This window comes from Rhodococcus sp. NPDC055024 (assembly GCF_053608585.1).
Genome location: NZ_JBSGVT010000001.1, coordinates 129,381 through 144,015 on the forward strand (window position 1 = coordinate 129,381; position 14,635 = coordinate 144,015).

Annotated in this window: 14 protein-coding genes; 3 read left to right on the forward strand and 11 right to left on the reverse strand. The window is 61.0% G+C overall.

The genetic code is table 11. The features are described from left to right. Positions 1-11: 11 nt before the first annotated feature. The 4 genes from ACWF6P_RS00595 to ACWF6P_RS00610 all read right to left on the reverse strand — a co-directional run bounded on the left by ACWF6P_RS00595 (position 12) and on the right by ACWF6P_RS00610 (position 6,810). Positions 12-1,943, reverse strand: a complete 1,932-nt coding sequence (locus tag ACWF6P_RS00595) for an ABC transporter ATP-binding protein (protein ID WP_452619589.1) — start codon at positions 1,941-1,943, stop codon at positions 12-14. After that, positions 1,940-3,673 carry an ABC transporter ATP-binding protein gene (locus ACWF6P_RS00600; RefSeq protein ID WP_452619590.1) on the reverse strand — a complete coding sequence of 578 codons (1,734 nt, stop codon included), beginning with the start codon at positions 3,671-3,673 and terminating at the stop codon, positions 1,940-1,942. Before ACWF6P_RS00600 ends, ACWF6P_RS00595 begins: the two co-directional genes overlap by 4 nt. Before the next feature lie 115 nt (positions 3,674-3,788). Continuing rightward, on the reverse strand, positions 3,789-6,143 hold the full coding sequence (locus ACWF6P_RS00605; RefSeq protein ID WP_452619591.1) for an MMPL family transporter: 2,355 nt from the start codon (positions 6,141-6,143) through the stop codon (positions 3,789-3,791). 55 nt (positions 6,144-6,198) lie between these two features. Next, positions 6,199-6,810 (reverse strand): TetR/AcrR family transcriptional regulator, encoded by a 612-nt coding sequence (locus ACWF6P_RS00610; protein ID WP_452619592.1) that lies wholly within the window; start codon positions 6,808-6,810, stop codon positions 6,199-6,201. 253 nt (positions 6,811-7,063) lie between these two features. On the opposite strand from ACWF6P_RS00610, the gene ACWF6P_RS00615 reads away from it, so the two are divergent. Continuing rightward, positions 7,064-8,176, forward strand: a complete 1,113-nt coding sequence (locus tag ACWF6P_RS00615) for a GGDEF domain-containing protein (RefSeq protein WP_452619593.1) — start codon at positions 7,064-7,066, stop codon at positions 8,174-8,176. 12 nt (positions 8,177-8,188) lie between these two features. Here the strand turns inward: ACWF6P_RS00615 and ACWF6P_RS00620 are convergent, their stop codons facing one another. After that, entirely contained in the window at positions 8,189-8,644 is a 456-nt protein-coding gene (locus tag ACWF6P_RS00620; RefSeq protein WP_452619594.1) for an RrF2 family transcriptional regulator, read from the reverse strand. Positions 8,645-8,772: 128 nt separating this feature from the next. On the opposite strand from ACWF6P_RS00620, the gene ACWF6P_RS00625 reads away from it, so the two are divergent. Beyond that, positions 8,773-9,714, forward strand: coding sequence for a sterol desaturase family protein (locus tag ACWF6P_RS00625; RefSeq protein ID WP_452619595.1), 942 nt, complete (start codon positions 8,773-8,775; stop codon positions 9,712-9,714). Here the strand turns inward: ACWF6P_RS00625 and ACWF6P_RS00630 are convergent. From ACWF6P_RS00630 to ACWF6P_RS00640, 3 genes are all read right to left on the reverse strand, one after another. Next, positions 9,680-10,015 (reverse strand): DUF202 domain-containing protein, encoded by a 336-nt coding sequence (locus ACWF6P_RS00630; protein WP_452619596.1) that lies wholly within the window; start codon positions 10,013-10,015, stop codon positions 9,680-9,682. The genes ACWF6P_RS00625 and ACWF6P_RS00630 overlap by 35 nt on opposite strands. Position 10,016: 1 nt before the next feature. Then, entirely contained in the window at positions 10,017-10,367 is a 351-nt protein-coding gene (locus ACWF6P_RS00635) for a YidH family protein (RefSeq protein ID WP_378536757.1), read from the reverse strand. A gap of 123 nt (positions 10,368-10,490) precedes the next feature. Continuing rightward, complete coding sequence (locus tag ACWF6P_RS00640; protein WP_452619597.1) at positions 10,491-11,174, reverse strand: YceI family protein; 684 nt, start codon at positions 11,172-11,174, stop codon at positions 10,491-10,493. Positions 11,175-11,420: 246 nt separating this feature from the next. Here ACWF6P_RS00640 and ACWF6P_RS00645 point away from each other — a divergent pair, with 246 nt between their 5' ends. Next, complete coding sequence (locus ACWF6P_RS00645; RefSeq protein WP_378643003.1) at positions 11,421-11,594, forward strand: hypothetical protein; 174 nt, start codon at positions 11,421-11,423, stop codon at positions 11,592-11,594. Between the two features lie 89 nt (positions 11,595-11,683). Here the strand turns inward: ACWF6P_RS00645 and ACWF6P_RS00650 are convergent, their stop codons facing one another. The 3 genes from ACWF6P_RS00650 to ACWF6P_RS00660 form a co-directional block, all read right to left on the reverse strand. Further along, a complete protein-coding gene (locus ACWF6P_RS00650; RefSeq protein ID WP_452619598.1) occupies positions 11,684-12,346 on the reverse strand; it encodes a TetR family transcriptional regulator in 663 nt (220 codons plus the stop codon). Positions 12,347-12,470: 124 nt separating this feature from the next. Next, a complete protein-coding gene (locus ACWF6P_RS00655) occupies positions 12,471-13,382 on the reverse strand; it encodes an SDR family NAD(P)-dependent oxidoreductase (protein WP_452619599.1) in 912 nt (303 codons plus the stop codon). A gap of 84 nt (positions 13,383-13,466) precedes the next feature. Next, positions 13,467-14,333 (reverse strand): MaoC/PaaZ C-terminal domain-containing protein, encoded by an 867-nt coding sequence (locus ACWF6P_RS00660; protein WP_452619600.1) that lies wholly within the window; start codon positions 14,331-14,333, stop codon positions 13,467-13,469. Positions 14,334-14,635: the final 302 nt, after the last annotated feature.

Sequence of the window (14,635 nt, forward strand, 5' to 3'; positions counted from 1 at the left end):
TAGTAGCGCGACTAGATCTCCGCGCCCACGAACTGGCTGTTGTACAGACGGAAGTACGCGCCACGCGATTCGAGCAGAGCCTCGTGGCTCCCCTGCTCCACGATCCGGCCGTCCTCCATCACCACGATCAGGTTTGCATCACGAATTGTCGAAAGACGGTGTGCGATGACAAAACTGGTGCGGTCGCTGCGCAACACCGCGGTGGCGCTCTGGACCAGCAGTTCGGTGCGTGTGTCCACCGAACTGGTCGCCTCGTCGAGGATCAGGATGGACGGCTGCGAGATGAAGGCGCGGGCGATGGTGATGAGCTGCTTCTCGCCGGCACTGACGTTGCTGCCTTCCTCGTCGATGACCGTGTCGTAGCCCTCGGGCAGGGAGTGCACGAACTTGTCGACGTAGCTCATCTCGGCCGCGCGACGAATCTCCTCGTCGGTGGCACCAGGCTTGCCGTACGCGATGTTTTCGCGGATGGTTCCACCGAACAGCCACGCGTCCTGCAGAACCATGCCGATGCGTGAACGCAGATCGTCTCGCGTCATGTCGGCGATGTCGACGCCGTCCAAAGTGATTCGGCCCGAATTGAGTTCGTAGAACCGCAGGATGAGGTTGACGAGGGTGGTCTTGCCAGCGCCGGTGGGTCCGACGATCGCCACCATCTGGCCCGGCTCGGCGGTCAGGGACAGGTCCTCGATCAGCGGCTGTTCCGGCTTGTAACTGAAGGTGACGTTTTCGAACTTGACGCGACCCTTGTCGACCGTGGGCAACTTCGCGCTCTTCGGGTCCTCCGACTGCTCCTCTTGGTCGAGCAGCGCAAAAACACGCTCGGCCGAAGCGACGCCGGACTGCAGCAGATTGGTCATCGACGCTATCTGCGTGAGCGGCTGGGTGAACTGCCGCGAGTACTGGATGAACGCTTGCACGTCGCCGAGCGTCATCGTTCCGGATGCGACGCGCATGCCGCCGACCACTGCGATGGCAACGTAGTTGAGGTTGCCGAGGAACATCACGGCCGGCATGACCAGACCGGAGATGAACTGCGCCTTGAAGCTGGACTCGTACAAATCCTCGTTCTGCTTGCGGAAGCGCTCCTCGACCTCCTGCTGGCGGCCGAACACCTTCACCAACTCATGGCCGCTGAACGCTTCCTCGACCTGTGCGTTGATTCCGCCGGTGCTCTTCCACTGCGCGACGAAGTGCTTCTGTGAACGCTTCGCGATGAACGCTGTGACCATGATCGACAGCGGAACGGTTGCCACCGCGATCAGGGCGAGCAGCGGTGAGATCCACAGCATCATCACCAGAATGCCCAGGACGGTCATCACCGACATGACCAACTGGCTGAGCGTCTGCTGCAAGCTCTGCGCGACGTTGTCGATGTCATTGGTCACGCGTGAGAGAACATCGCCGCGGGCATGGGTATCGAAGTACCGCAGGGGAAGTCGGTGAATCTTCTGCTCGACGTCTTCACGCAACCGGCGAACCGTTCGCTGCACCACGATGTTGAGCAGATACGCCTGCAACCAACTGAACAGCGATGCACAGACGAACAGCAGAAGCACGATCATCAAGACCTTGCCAACGGCGTCGAAATCGATTCCGGTTCCGGGCACAACGGCCATGCCGGACACCATGTCCGCGAGCTGACCCTGCCCCGAGGCACGCAACCCCTCGACAGCCTGTTCCTTTGTCGTCCCCGGCTGGAGTTGCTTGCTGACGATGCCGTCGAAGATCAGGTTGGTGGCATTTCCCAGGATCTTCGGAGCGATCGAGGAAAGTACGACGCTTACTGTCACCAAAGCGAAGATCAGGACGACGATCGGCTTGTCCGGGCTCAAGCGTCCGAGGAGACGCTTGAGAGAAGGGCCGAAGTTCATGGCCTTCTTGGTGGGATCACCGCCGCCGGGCGGGCCGATGGGAGGCGAGGAAGACGGTCGATTGCTCATGATGCGTCCTGTACGGCTAGCTGAGAGGCGACGATTTCGCCGTAAGTGGGACAACTGACCACGAGCTCGTCGTGCGTGCCGATCCCTACGATGGCGCCGTCGTCGAGCACGATGATCTGATCGGCTTCGACGATGGTGGAAATACGCTGCGCGACAACGACGATGCATGCATCCTGAGTTACCGGCCGAAGCGCAGCACGCAGCCTCGCATCAGTAGTGAGGTCGAGTGCCGAGAAGGAATCGTCGAACAGATAGATCTGCGGCTTACGCACCAAGGCTCTGGCGATGGCGATCCGCTGACGCTGACCGCCCGATACCGTCGTACCGCCTTGTGCCACCGGTGTGTCCAGACCTTCGGGCATGGCGCGGACGAAGTCGGCAGCTTGGGCGATCTCGAGGCACTCCCACAGCCATTCGTCGGTTGCTTCGGGGTTTCCGTAGCGAAGATTGGTGGCGACGGTGCCCGAGAACAGATACGGCTTCTGCGGGACCAGACCGATCACCGAACAGAGCAGCTCCGTGTCGATGTCGCGGACGTCGACGCCACCGACCGATACCGATCCGGAAGTGGAGTCGATCAATCTCGGAATCAGGTTGAGCAGAGTGGTCTTTCCCGACCCGGTGCCGCCGATGATCGCTGTCGTCTTACCTGGTTCGGCGCGGAAAGTGATGTCGCGCAATACGGGTTCCTCGGCTCCGGGGAACTGGAACTGAGCGCCACGAAGTTCGACGACGCCCGGGTCCTTCAGTTCCCGGATCGGATTCTCGGGCGGGATCACCGACGAATCCGTGTCGAGGACCTCGGAGATACGCTCGGCGCACACCGACGCACGCGGCAGCATCACCGCCATGAAGGTGGCCATCATGACGGCCATCAGGATCTGCATGATGTAGCTGAGCATCGCCGTGAGCGAGCCGATCTGCATCGAGCCCTCGTTGATCTGATGACCACCGAACCAGATCACCGCGACGCTGGTGACGTTGCTGATCAGCATCACGAGCGGGAACATCAGCGCCATGAGGCGGCCGACGCCGAGTGCAGTCTCCGTCAGCTCACGGTTGGCGTCGCCGAAACGCTCTACCTCGTACGGTTCCCGTACAAACGCTCGGACGACGCGGATACCGGTGATCTGTTCGCGAAGAACGCGGTTGACGGCGTCGAGACGACCCTGCATGACCCGGAATCCGGGAACCATCCGGGCGATCAGGAAACCCATCGAGACAACGAGGAGCGGAACGCTGATCCCGAGGATCCAGGACAGATTCAGGTCCTGACGCAGAGCCATGATGATGCCGCCGACGCACATGATCGGCGCCATGACGAGGATGGTGCAACTCATCACGACCATCATCTGCACTTGCTGGACGTCATTGGTGTTGCGGGTGATCAGCGAAGGTGCACCGAAGTGGCCGACCTCCCTGGCCGAGAACGTCCCGACCTGATGCAGCACCGACGCCCGGAGGTCGCGTCCGACGCCCATGGCGACTCGTGCACCGAAGAAGACGGCACCCACCGAGCACAGGATCTGCGTCAGCGTGACCATGAGCATCATCCCGCCGGTGGAGAGGATGTAGCCGGTGTCGCCTTTGGTCACGCCGTTGTCGATGATGTCGGCGTTGAGACTCGGAAGGTAAAGGGCCGCCATAGTCGAAATAAACTGCAGGACGACAACGCCCGTGAGTTCACCCCGGTACGGCGTCAGATAAGTGCGCAGCAGCCTGATCAGCATAGTGAGCGAAGGTTACCAATCCTGGCCGACATGTGCCGCTGGATATTTCGATACCCGGAAAACAGCTGTGCGCCTTTATTAACCGCGGGGGGTTAACAAAGGCGCACAGCAGAGATCAAGCGGAAGTGGACTGCAGTTCCGCTTCCTTCTCGTCGCGGAGGGCCTTGCTGAGCTTCTCGCCCTCGATGTCGACGTTCGGCAGAATCTTGTCCAGCCACTTCGGCAACCACCACGCCTTGTCGCCGAGCAGTGCCATGACGGACGGGATGATCACCATGCGCACGATGAAGGCGTCGAAGAACACTGCCGCAGCGAGCGCGAAGCCGATCGACTTGATGAACGAGTTCGGTTCTGCGATGAAGGCACCGAACACGGAGATCATGATGACCGCAGCCGCACTGACCACCCTGGCGCCGTGGTTGAAGCCGATGGTCACGGCCTCCTTCGCGGTTGCACCGTGGACGTACTCCTCACGCATACGTGTCACGAGGAACACCTGGTAGTCCATCGCCAGTCCGAACACCACGCCGATCAGGAAGATCGGCATGAAACTCACGAGCGGTTGCGGATTCGAGATGATGCCCAACCAACCGTGCTGGAAGATCGCCACCGTGGCACCGAATGTCGCGAGCACACTGAGCAGGAAGCCGAGCGTCGCCGTCAGTGGAACCAGGATCGAACGGAACACCAAGAGCAGCAAGATGAATGCAAGGCCGACCACTACGGCGAGGTAGGGCACCAGTGCATCCTTCAGCGTGTCCGAGACGTCGCCTTCGAGTGCGGTCTGACCGGTGATGCCGTAGCTGACACCGATCGAATCGTTGAGTCCCGCTTCTGCTCCGCGGAGACTGCCCACCAGATCCATCGTTGCCGGATCTGTCGGACCACTCTTCGGGGTGATCAGCACCTGCGCGGTGTTGCCTGCGTCGTTGACTCCGACGACCTGCGCGTTCTGGACGTCATCGAAGCTCGAGATGGTCGAGACGACCTCCGCGAACGCCTCTTCGGCAGAAACGCTGGCACCCTTGGCGTCGACGACGGCGATGAGCGGCCCGTTGCGGCCGTCACCGAAGCCCTCGTCGATCAGGTCGTATGCCTGACGCGCACTGGTCGCCGGGTCACCGGTGGCCTCCGACGGCAACGCGAGGCTCAATCCCGTTGCGGGTAGGGCCAATGCGCCCAGTAGGACTACACCACCGATCAGCGGAACGAGCGGACGACGGACGACGGCGTTGATGAAGCGCAGCGCCAACTTCGGCTTGCCCGAGTCTTCGTCTTCGGACTCCTCCGCACGCTTGCTGAGGAAGGGAATCTTGCCGGCAAAAGCCTTGCGTCCGAACATACCCAGGAACGCGGGCAGCAAGGTCAGGGCGATCAGGACCGCAATCAGCACGGTGAAGGCTGCTGCCGCACCCATGTCCGAGAGGAACGGGATGCCGACGACGCGCAATGCAACCAGTGCGATGATCACTGTCAAACCGGCGAATACCACTGCGGAACCGGCAGTTCCGACAGCGCGGCCTGCTGCTTCGGCACGGTTGTCGGTGAGCGTGAGCTCATGCCTGAACCTGGACATGATGAACAGCGAGTAGTCGATCGCCACCGCCAGGCCGATCATGATCGCCAGCGTCGGAGTCATGGAGCTGAGATCCATGAATCCGGTGGCGACAGTGATTCCGAGGCTGCCGATAGCGATACCGATGATCGCGGTGAGGAGCGGAAGTCCGGCGGCCACAAGCGAACCGAACGTGATGGCCAGAACGACGGCGGCAACGGCGATGCCGATCAGCTCGGTGACGCCACCGGGCATCTCTGTTTCCTGAGCAGCCGAACCACTGACCTGGACGTTGAGTCCCTCGGCCCGACCGACATCGGCTGCTGAGTTGATCGAATCGCGCAACGCCTGGTCGAGATCGGCGAAGTCACCGCTGAACGGAACCTCGACGTAACCGACTGTGCCGTCGGCACTGAGCGGCGACAACGCACGCGCGTCGTCCACGGCCTGTGCCTCGGAAGTTCCAGCAGCAGCAGCCTTTTCCTTGAACATCGCAACCATGGAGTCGTTGCCGGTAACTGGATTGACCAACGCCTTCGCAGCCTGTTCCGGAGTGGCAGTAGCCGGGTCCACCTTGGCAGAGTCGGCGACCTTGTCGATGCCACGAATACTCGCGAGCATGTCGTCCATGGCCTTGACGTTCGCCGGATCGGCCAGCGTCGTGCCTGCCGGAGCTTGCACTACGTATCGAGCACTCAGCGAATCCATAGGGTTGGGCGCGTCGGGAAATCGCTCCGCCATCAGGTCTTGCGCCTGCTGTGCCGGGGTTCCCGGAATGGAGAACGAATCCTTGGTGGGGCCGGACAGAGTGGCTGCCCCGACGCCCATCAGGACCAGGATTATCAGCCAAACACTGAGGACCGCACCTTTTCGCCGGTAGGCGAACTTGCCGATCCGATAGAGATAGGTGGCCACGACGGGCTCCTTGCTGTTTCGGTGCGTGTACGTGGACAGGTATTACGTGTAGGTCTCAGAGACGCGGTGCCGGTGCCGGCATTCCCGCCCGAATTTGACGAAAAGCGTCATGGACCAGTTCTTCCGGACCGGAAGCCTCCGACTTTCCTCCGGTCCAGATGTCGATCACCGATTTGCAGGCCCCGGCCACAACCCCGAGAAGGAGGGTCGGATACAGGTCCCGTTCGGCGTCCGTGCCGGTGCGTTCGGCCAATGCCCGAGTGACTGCACGGTTTATTCGCTGGTGCATGGCTGCCGCATCCCGATAGAGAGCAGGACTCGAGTCCGACAACATCCAGATGTTTACTTTTTCTTCAACACCCGGGCCCGAATCGCTCACGATTTCGACCACAAGGTTCTCGAGAACGTCGAGAATGGGTTCGTCCGCGGGCCGGGCCGCAAGCGCCTCGATCCACGAGGCGATCGACTCCTCGAAGCTGGCGAGGACTGCCTCCTCCTTGCTGGAGAAGTAATTGTGGAATGTCCTCGTCGACACTCCCGCCTCGGATGCGATCGCGTCAGCGGTGACGCATTCGATCCCGAGAGCACGAGCCAGTCGTGCCGCCGCGCCACTGAGTGCGTTGCGGGTTGCTGCCTTCTTGCGGTCGCGAAGGCTTGGCTCGGTCATCACTCCACCACCGTACCGAACTTGCAGACCTCTGCAAGTTTGCAGAGGACTGCAAACTTGTGCGATCCGACACACAGTCAGGAATCTCGAGGCGTGGCTCACACTATGCACGTCAAACGCCTGAACAGGGTTAACAGAAGGGGCGGCGAGCATCATCCCTCAGTGACAGCCCCGGCAAAGTTGACGCGTAAATCAACATGGCCTGACATACTTTGCTATTCATTAACCACAAGTAGTTCGGCAAAGGAATCTGATGGACCCGCTCCTGCACACCTGGCCGGTTTCATCCTCGGTCATGCTGTGGGGATCGAAGGCCGGACGAGGTTCGGTCCTGCGCCTCGTCAACCTCACCATCGGATTCTGCTCGCTCAATTTCTCGCTCGTGGCCTACCTGTTTCTCCTCAGCACCGAGGGCCCCGACGGACCATTTGCGCGCGCTTGGCTCGTCGGCATTGCGACGGTGAACCTGATCCCCACGACTCTCTGGTTTGTCGGCCGAATCAAAGGGGCGCGCACGCTCAAGCTCTACGGACTGTGGGCGGACCTCGCCACTGCCTCGGTTCTCATCACATTCACCAGCCACAATGCCGCCCTGTTCGGGGCGGTCCTCTTCGTCGCCACCGGTGCCTACTTCACCTATTTTCTCGACCACCGCTGGCTGGCATTCCACCTCGCCTTTGCCACGACGTTTGTCATCGCTCTCACCTGGCTCGGCCTGACGAACGGCGGCTTCTCGGCGACCAGCGTTATCGCACGCACGGACGTCGTACTGTGCGCCGTGATTTTCATTCCAGCCACGATTCAGTTCACTTGGCGGCAATTACTCGCGCGCGCAACGGGATCCAAGGTGGACGCACTTACCGGCCTGTTGAACCGACGGGGGCTGTGGGACATGTCGGAACGCATCTGGTCGGTCGCGTCCGCAAATCGTGCCGACATCGCTGTTGCCGTCGTCGACATCGACAAGTTCAAAGCGGTGAACGACACCTACGGCCATGAAGTCGGCGACGCCGTCATCACCCGAACCGGAACGCGACTGCAAGAGCATGTGAACGGTTTCGGCTACGCCGCGCGCACCGGCGGCGAGGAGTTCACCGTCGTGATGATCGGTACCCCGTACGGATTGCGCAAGCGAATCGCGACCCTGCCCAAGGCAGTGGTAAGTGCGTCCGACAGTCCGCTGTCCACGGTCAGCGTCGGAGCAGTGACGCTACCTTTCATCCCGCACCAGGAGGAGTTCGACTACAACGAGTTCTCCCGCGCGACCATTGCGGCCGATCATCTGATGTACGACGCAAAATCCGCAGGCGGCAACGCGGCCAACACTGCGCCCATGACTGTTCCGCGTACCCGACGGACAGTGTGAAATCGCGCTGTATCAGCGCCGGTTCCATGCCTCGGGATCTGCCGTCAGTTCGTGAATGAACTCGGGCAATTCACCACCTGCGACATCGGTGAGCGTGACATTCTCGAGCACGGCGCGAAGGTTGACGCGCACTGCAATCCACACCTCTTTGAGCGGTGTTGCCGGTCCCCCGTAGTCGACGTCTTCCGGCCGCTGGCCTCGAATCGACGCAAGCGGTCCTTCGACAGCGCGGATGACGTCGGCAATCGTGATGTCGTCCGCGGACCGAGCGAGCCAGTATCCGCCATCCGGGCCTCGACGACTGTTGACGAGGCCGCCACGCCGCAAGTCAGAGAGCACCGCTTCCAGGAACTTGTGGGGTATGACCTGGGATTTGGCGAGAAACTCGGCCTTGGCCGGGTCCGGACCGACTGCCGCAAGCTCGACCAGAGTCCGCACGGCGTAGTCCACCTTCGCGGTGATATGCACCGGCAATTCCTACCATTGTTCTATGAAAAGTCGCAACAAAGCCGCAGGTTTCTTGTCACAAATGGTTCCGCGACGTTACATATTAGTGCATGATGTAACGATCATAGCGAGAGAATAGGACTAATCGCGTGTGGGAAACCCTTCTCGAGTCATGGCGGTCACTGCTCGAACCACTCCATGACCCCGTCGCACTCGCGATCCCCGCGTTTGTCATCTTCCTCGGCATCGAGTGGTTCGCCGCCCGAGCTCTTGAAGATCATCCGAACGACGCAGACGGACGCGCACGGCCGGCGCAGGGTGGATACCGGCGCATCGACGTTCGGACCAGCATCCTCCTCGGACTGGTGTCGATCGCTACGAGCACGTTCTGGAAAGTGCTGGCACTGATCGGTTATTCGGCAATCTGGGTGTACCTCGCGCCGTGGCATCTGTCGCCGACAGCCTGGTACACGTGGGTGATCCTGCTGCTCGGAATCGACGTCCTCTACTACGCGTATCACCGCATCGCGCACCGAGTTCGAGTCATCTGGGCCACACACCAGGCTCACCACTCGAGCGAGTACTTCAATTTCAGCACCGCACTGCGGCAGAAGTGGAACAACAGCGGTGAGATCATCATGTGGTTGCCGTTGCCGTTCCTCGGGATCCCGCCGTGGATGGTGTTCGTCGGCTTCTCCGTCAGCCTCGTCTACCAGTTCTTCGTCCACACCGAACGTGTCGGAAAACTCTGGCGGCCCATCGAATTCATCTTCAACACGCCGTCACACCATCGCGTCCACCACGGCTCCGACGCGGAGTACCTCGACCGCAACTACGCTGGAATCCTCATCATCTGGGACCGGATGTTCGGAACCTTCGCAGCCGAAACCCACCGGCCCACCTACGGACTCACGACACCGGTGGGTACGTACAACATCTGGAAGCTTCAAACGCGCGAATACGCTGCCATCGCTCGCGATTGGAAGGCGTCGACCTCGTGGCGGCAGCGAGCAGGCTACGTGTTCGGCCCACCTGGCTGGGCACCGAAAGCTGAGGTCACTTCAACAGAATCCACAGCCCCGTCGCACTGAGCAGTAACAGACTCAGTGCGAGAACTGCCCCCATACCCAAAGCAGGCATTGCCTTTTCAGCTGAGAACTGGGCCAATCGTCTGGGACGCGACCGACGTTCGTAGACCGTCACCGCGACGACAAGGATCGCCGCGAGGGACGGGCCGATCAGTGCCACCGAACCGAACGGCGGCAACCATCGCAGGCAGGCAGCAGACAGGCCGAGGATCGACAGACTCGTCCGTACGAACGAGAGCGATGTGCGCTCGGACTGTAGACCCCTATCCGGCGTGGCACCTTCCGAAGGTTCGAGCGCGGTCAATTCAGTTCACAACCTCGACCACCAGGACGGTCGCGCAGATCACCAGCACGATACCGACCACCGGCGCCATCAGCGGCACCGGCAACGAACGCTCAGCACGCAGCGCTCGCTCGGCGCTGATCCAGTGGACAAAAGAAGTGATGGCGATCAGAGCGCCGCCGACGAGCAGCAACGCGGCCAGGCCGGCGCGAACCGTTGGGTTGAGAATGTCGCCGCCGAAAGCCTCGAGCCCGACGCCCGACGCGACGAAGGCCGTCGCGGTGCGGATCCAGGCCAGATACGTCCGCTCATTGGCGAGAGTGAACCGTGGGTCGGGATCTTCACCCGTTCGGAACGGTCTCCACTGGGGCATCACCCGTTCATTCCGTCCGGGCAGAAATCGCACACTGCCTTCGGAACGGACAACGACAAAGGAAGGTCATGTCCTTAATCTTCCCTGCCCGCCCCGAAGCAGTGCGAATCGGGTGGACGTAATTCAGTTCGCGGCTAGCGAGACCAGGAAGTCCACCGAACCGCTGCCGTCGACGGTGACAAAGCCGAGCGACGGAGGTTCGACGCCGAAATCGTTCCAGGTGACCGGAATCGAGCCCGAAGCAATCAGCGAATCACCCGAATGCAGAACAGTCATGTCGACCGATACCGGCTTGGACTGACCCTTGAGCGTCAGCGTTCCTGACACCGTGACCGTCGCCGTTGTTCCGTCCGTCGGTACAGCCGACAGGTCCACCGGCGAGTCGATCGTGAACGTCGCCGTCGGATACGTGCTGGTATCCATCACATTGCCCGTGAACTGGCCGTCGCGCCGATCCGAGTCGGTCTTGATGCTTGCCACCTGCACCGTTACTTCGCCAGAAGTGAGCTTTTCACCCTCGACAACCGCGTTTCCGCTCACCTCGCCAGTGGTTCCGACGACGGTCACACTCGATCCGTTGAGAATCTCGTGCACGGTGTACCCAGCTGCCGTCTGGTTGTCCCCCTGCCCGGGGACGACGGTCCATTGCCCGTCGATCGATCCGGACGCCGCCTCCGCGCCCTCAGTGGACACCACGGCCGCCGGTGCATCGTCTTCAGCGATGAACTTCCCGTACGCCCATGGCCCCACGAGCAGGGCAAGTACGACCACAACTACTGCTCCGCCGATCCACCAGATCTTTTTCATGGGTTCGACGATAGTTGCAGCTTCAACGGTTGTCAGGACTTAGCACCTGGGAGAACGCTGTGAAAGTGCTCCGCAGCAACCGAAGGCGAGGATGCAATCCGCAACCATTGGTAATCCTTTGGTAAAGTAGATTTTGCATTCCGACCCCCAGCCTGGAGTGCACTGGCCGTGCGCATCGAATCATGCATCGATCCCGATGCGCACGGTCTGCCGAAACACGAATCACACCGGACGAGGGGGCTCGCGATGCCGGACCTGAGCCTCCTGAGCGACGACGAGTTGCGTGAGCGGCGAATCGCCCTCAGTCAATCACTGACTGCCGCAGCTGATTTGATCCCCACGCCGTCACCGTCGTTCTTCGAGAAATTGAAGCAAGACATCGATGCGGCCACTGCCGAGTGGATCGCACGACGCTCCTGAACGTCGTCAAGTCCGAGCATATTTCAGCGGCAAGTCCTGAAAGCCCACTCGCAGAGCCGATTTGGACTCGCATCGCAGTAGCTGATTCGTCAGCTATCGTCTGCCGATTTGCCGTTCAGGACAGCAGGATCCGAGGCCAACAAGCGCTTCGCCGCCAAGCGCAGGCGCCGTTTCACCTCGTCGACCGACGTATCACCGTTCAGCCACCCGACCACGCTGGCGCTCCACAAGGTCTCCAGCATGCCTAGTGTGCGGGATTGCATCGGAGTACAGCGATGGTCTGGCCCCCACGCTTGAGTGGAGGCAATGAAACCAAACGGAGTGGACCAGAACGAAATTTCGTTGCTTTCATCTGGACGGTGATCAAGACCGGGGTTGTACTCACGCAGCGTTTTGTGCGCGGACATCGCAGCGTGAGCAAACCCGGGATCTCGAACCATCCCCAAAAATGCCCGGACGAAAACCTCTCCAGCCCGACCCTCCGCCGTCCGCTGCCGCGGCGGACGGCGGAGTAGGTCATCAGCCAGGGAATCCAGTTCCGACCGAACAGCTGCCGTGATGAGGTCGTCTTTGGATGCGTAGTACTTGTACAGGGTCGACAGGGCGGCTGGGGCAAGTCGAGCAACCTCACGCATCTGCACGGCGTCGTAGCCACCTGCGGATGCCAATTCACGGGTCGCTTTGACGACTCGCTCGACACGGAATGCCTTGGCCTCAGCTGTGCGGCCATTCACCTTTACTGCGGTGGCCATCCAGTCTTCCCCAATCCTGTACCGAAACTGACGCTGGCGCGTCAGCCACCACGATAACGTCCCGACCCCGACATCGACGGACGCCCTCAGAGGTGCGCCTCCACTTTCATCCGACTTTTGCCGGTCAGGACGGAACCTGAGCCATGAAGATGGACGGGTGCAGACCGTCAGCCAACGGACGGAAGTCCTGCTCTACCTTTGCGGCCAGGTCTTCGAGGCTCCACGGCCCGTCCGACGTTACCGTGGAGACGACCTCAGGGCTGTTCCACAGTTTCACGTCGTAGCCCATGGCACCGATCGTGCGGCCGGACAGCCAATCGGAACTCGTACCGGCAAGGTACGCGACGATGGGCGCGATGTTGTCCGGCGAGGCGGTGTCTTCGAAGCCACCGCCCATACTCTTCTCCTCGGGGACGGTTTGCGTCAGACGGGTAACCGCTCCCGGAGCGATAGCGTTGACCGTAACGCCGTATCGCCCTAGAGCGTTAGCCGTGGACGCGGTCAAGCCGACAACGCCCATCTTGGCTGCGGCATAGTTCGGCTGACCCGGCGACCCCTGCAACGCGGAATCGGAGGTGAAGTTGATGATGCGGTACTGGCCCTCCGGGTTTCGCTGCGCTCGCCAATAGGCTGCCGCCGGCTTGATCGTGCTGAAGTGGCCACGCAGATGAACTCGAATGACTGCATCCCAGTCTTCTTCCGGGAGGTTGAAGATCATCTTGTCACGCAGAATTCCTGCGACGTTGACGACGATGTCCAGCTTGCCGTAGTGCTCCAGAGCGAGATCGACCAGGCGTTGACCGGTCGCAACATCGGCAATGTCGCCGCCGTCCGAAACGGCTTCACCACCGCCGGCAACGATTTCGGCAGCGATGTCACGCGCCGGCCCTTGGTCTCCGCCCTGGCCATCCGTGGTCGAGCCGAGGTCGTTGATGACGAGCTTGGCGCCTTCGGCGGCGAACAATCTGCTGATCGACGCGCCGATACCTCGGCCGCCGCCGGTCACGATCGCTACGCGACCTTCGAGTGAACCCATGAATCTTTCCTTTGTTAATGCCGCGACAAACATCGCGACGAGTCTGTAACGGGGATGGGGTGTCTGTGGATTACGGCGGTGCCGTCAGCGGATTGTGGCGGTGCCGTGGTCGATGACCACGTCACCGATGTCGTCCACCGTCCGGAACCTCACACCGGTGCCGTCAACCCAGATCGAGGTAGTGATTGTCTGTCCGGGCAACAGAGGCTTGGTGAACCGCCCCGACATCGCAGTGAAGCGTGTGGGATCCGAATCGGCCACAGCATGCAGAAGAGCCCGGCCGACGTAGCCGTAGGTGCACATTCCGTGCAGGATCGGCGTGGAAAATCCACCGCGGGCGCTGAACGTGGGATCCGAATGCAAGGGATTCCGGTCCCCACTCAGTCGGTAGAGCAGCGCTTGATCCGGCCGAGTCGTATATGTGACAACGTGATCCGGCTTGTACCCCGGGAGTTCCCATGAGGTTGACGGCCCACGCTCACCGCCGAACCCACCATAACCTCGGAAGAACGACGCCGACTCGATGGTTCCCACCAGCTGTCCGACAGAGTCGCGGGCGACGGTTTCCATCGTGAGCAAGGCACCGGATCCCTTGTCGTACACGCCGGTGATCTTGGTGGCGGTTTCAACGCGACCGTCAGTCGGGAGCGGGCCCGTCAGGCTGAACGATTGCGACGCATGCAAGAGCTTGCTGTAGTCGACGTCGTCGGGTAGCGAGGGCCCGTCTCCGGCGGTCGAGAATGCGACATTGGCGAACGTCGGGAGAACCTTCTGCGCAATGCCGTCGCTGTTTTCCGTGGTGAACTCCAACTCGTCGAGCGGGTCCGCCTGACCGGCGCCGACGCCCAGGGCGTACAGCAGAGCGTCTTTCGACGTCCACGTCTTCCAGACAGACTTGCCGGCAAGTCCGACGAGTGAGCTGTCGATCGGCATGAAGGACCTCAATTCCATCCAACTAGATGTTTACGGGAGCGAAGCGGGGTTACCGGACGGTATCTGTCAGTTCAATCAGCTTGAACTCCGAAAGCGTTGTCCGACAACTCACTACACCTAAAGAGAACACGTTACGTATGTGATTGGCAAGACCCCCACCCGAAGTGCCCCACCTGATTTCTCCGACTTCCCGGCCAAACCTTGACATCCGGCATGAACTGGATCACTCTGATCGTGACAGAACGCGTTCCGTTTACGAGAGCGACACAGAGTTCGCCCCGCCCGAAAAAACGTAACAGATGGTATTCCGCCGAAACGAG

Excerpts from the sequence above, each read along its gene's own strand:
- ACWF6P_RS00610 (WP_452619592.1), bottom strand. The coding sequence starts at position 6,810 with ATGACCGAGCCAAGCCTTCGCGACCGCAAGAAGGCAGCAACCCGCAAC.
- ACWF6P_RS00635 (WP_378536757.1), bottom strand. The coding sequence starts at position 10,367 with ATGCCCCAGTGGAGACCGTTCCGAACGGGTGAAGATCCCGACCCACGG.
- ACWF6P_RS00615 (WP_452619593.1), top strand. The coding sequence starts at position 7,064 with ATGGACCCGCTCCTGCACACCTGGCCGGTTTCATCCTCGGTCATGCTG.
- ACWF6P_RS00640 (WP_452619597.1), bottom strand. The coding sequence starts at position 11,174 with ATGAAAAAGATCTGGTGGATCGGCGGAGCAGTAGTTGTGGTCGTACTT.
- ACWF6P_RS00600 (WP_452619590.1), bottom strand. The coding sequence starts at position 3,673 with ATGCTGATCAGGCTGCTGCGCACTTATCTGACGCCGTACCGGGGTGAA.
- ACWF6P_RS00595 (WP_452619589.1), bottom strand. The coding sequence starts at position 1,943 with ATGAGCAATCGACCGTCTTCCTCGCCTCCCATCGGCCCGCCCGGCGGC.
- ACWF6P_RS00650 (WP_452619598.1), bottom strand. The coding sequence starts at position 12,346 with ATGGCCACCGCAGTAAAGGTGAATGGCCGCACAGCTGAGGCCAAGGCA.
- ACWF6P_RS00645 (WP_378643003.1), top strand. The coding sequence starts at position 11,421 with ATGCCGGACCTGAGCCTCCTGAGCGACGACGAGTTGCGTGAGCGGCGA.
- ACWF6P_RS00655 (WP_452619599.1), bottom strand. The coding sequence starts at position 13,382 with ATGGGTTCACTCGAAGGTCGCGTAGCGATCGTGACCGGCGGCGGCCGA.
- ACWF6P_RS00660 (WP_452619600.1), bottom strand. The coding sequence starts at position 14,333 with ATGGAATTGAGGTCCTTCATGCCGATCGACAGCTCACTCGTCGGACTT.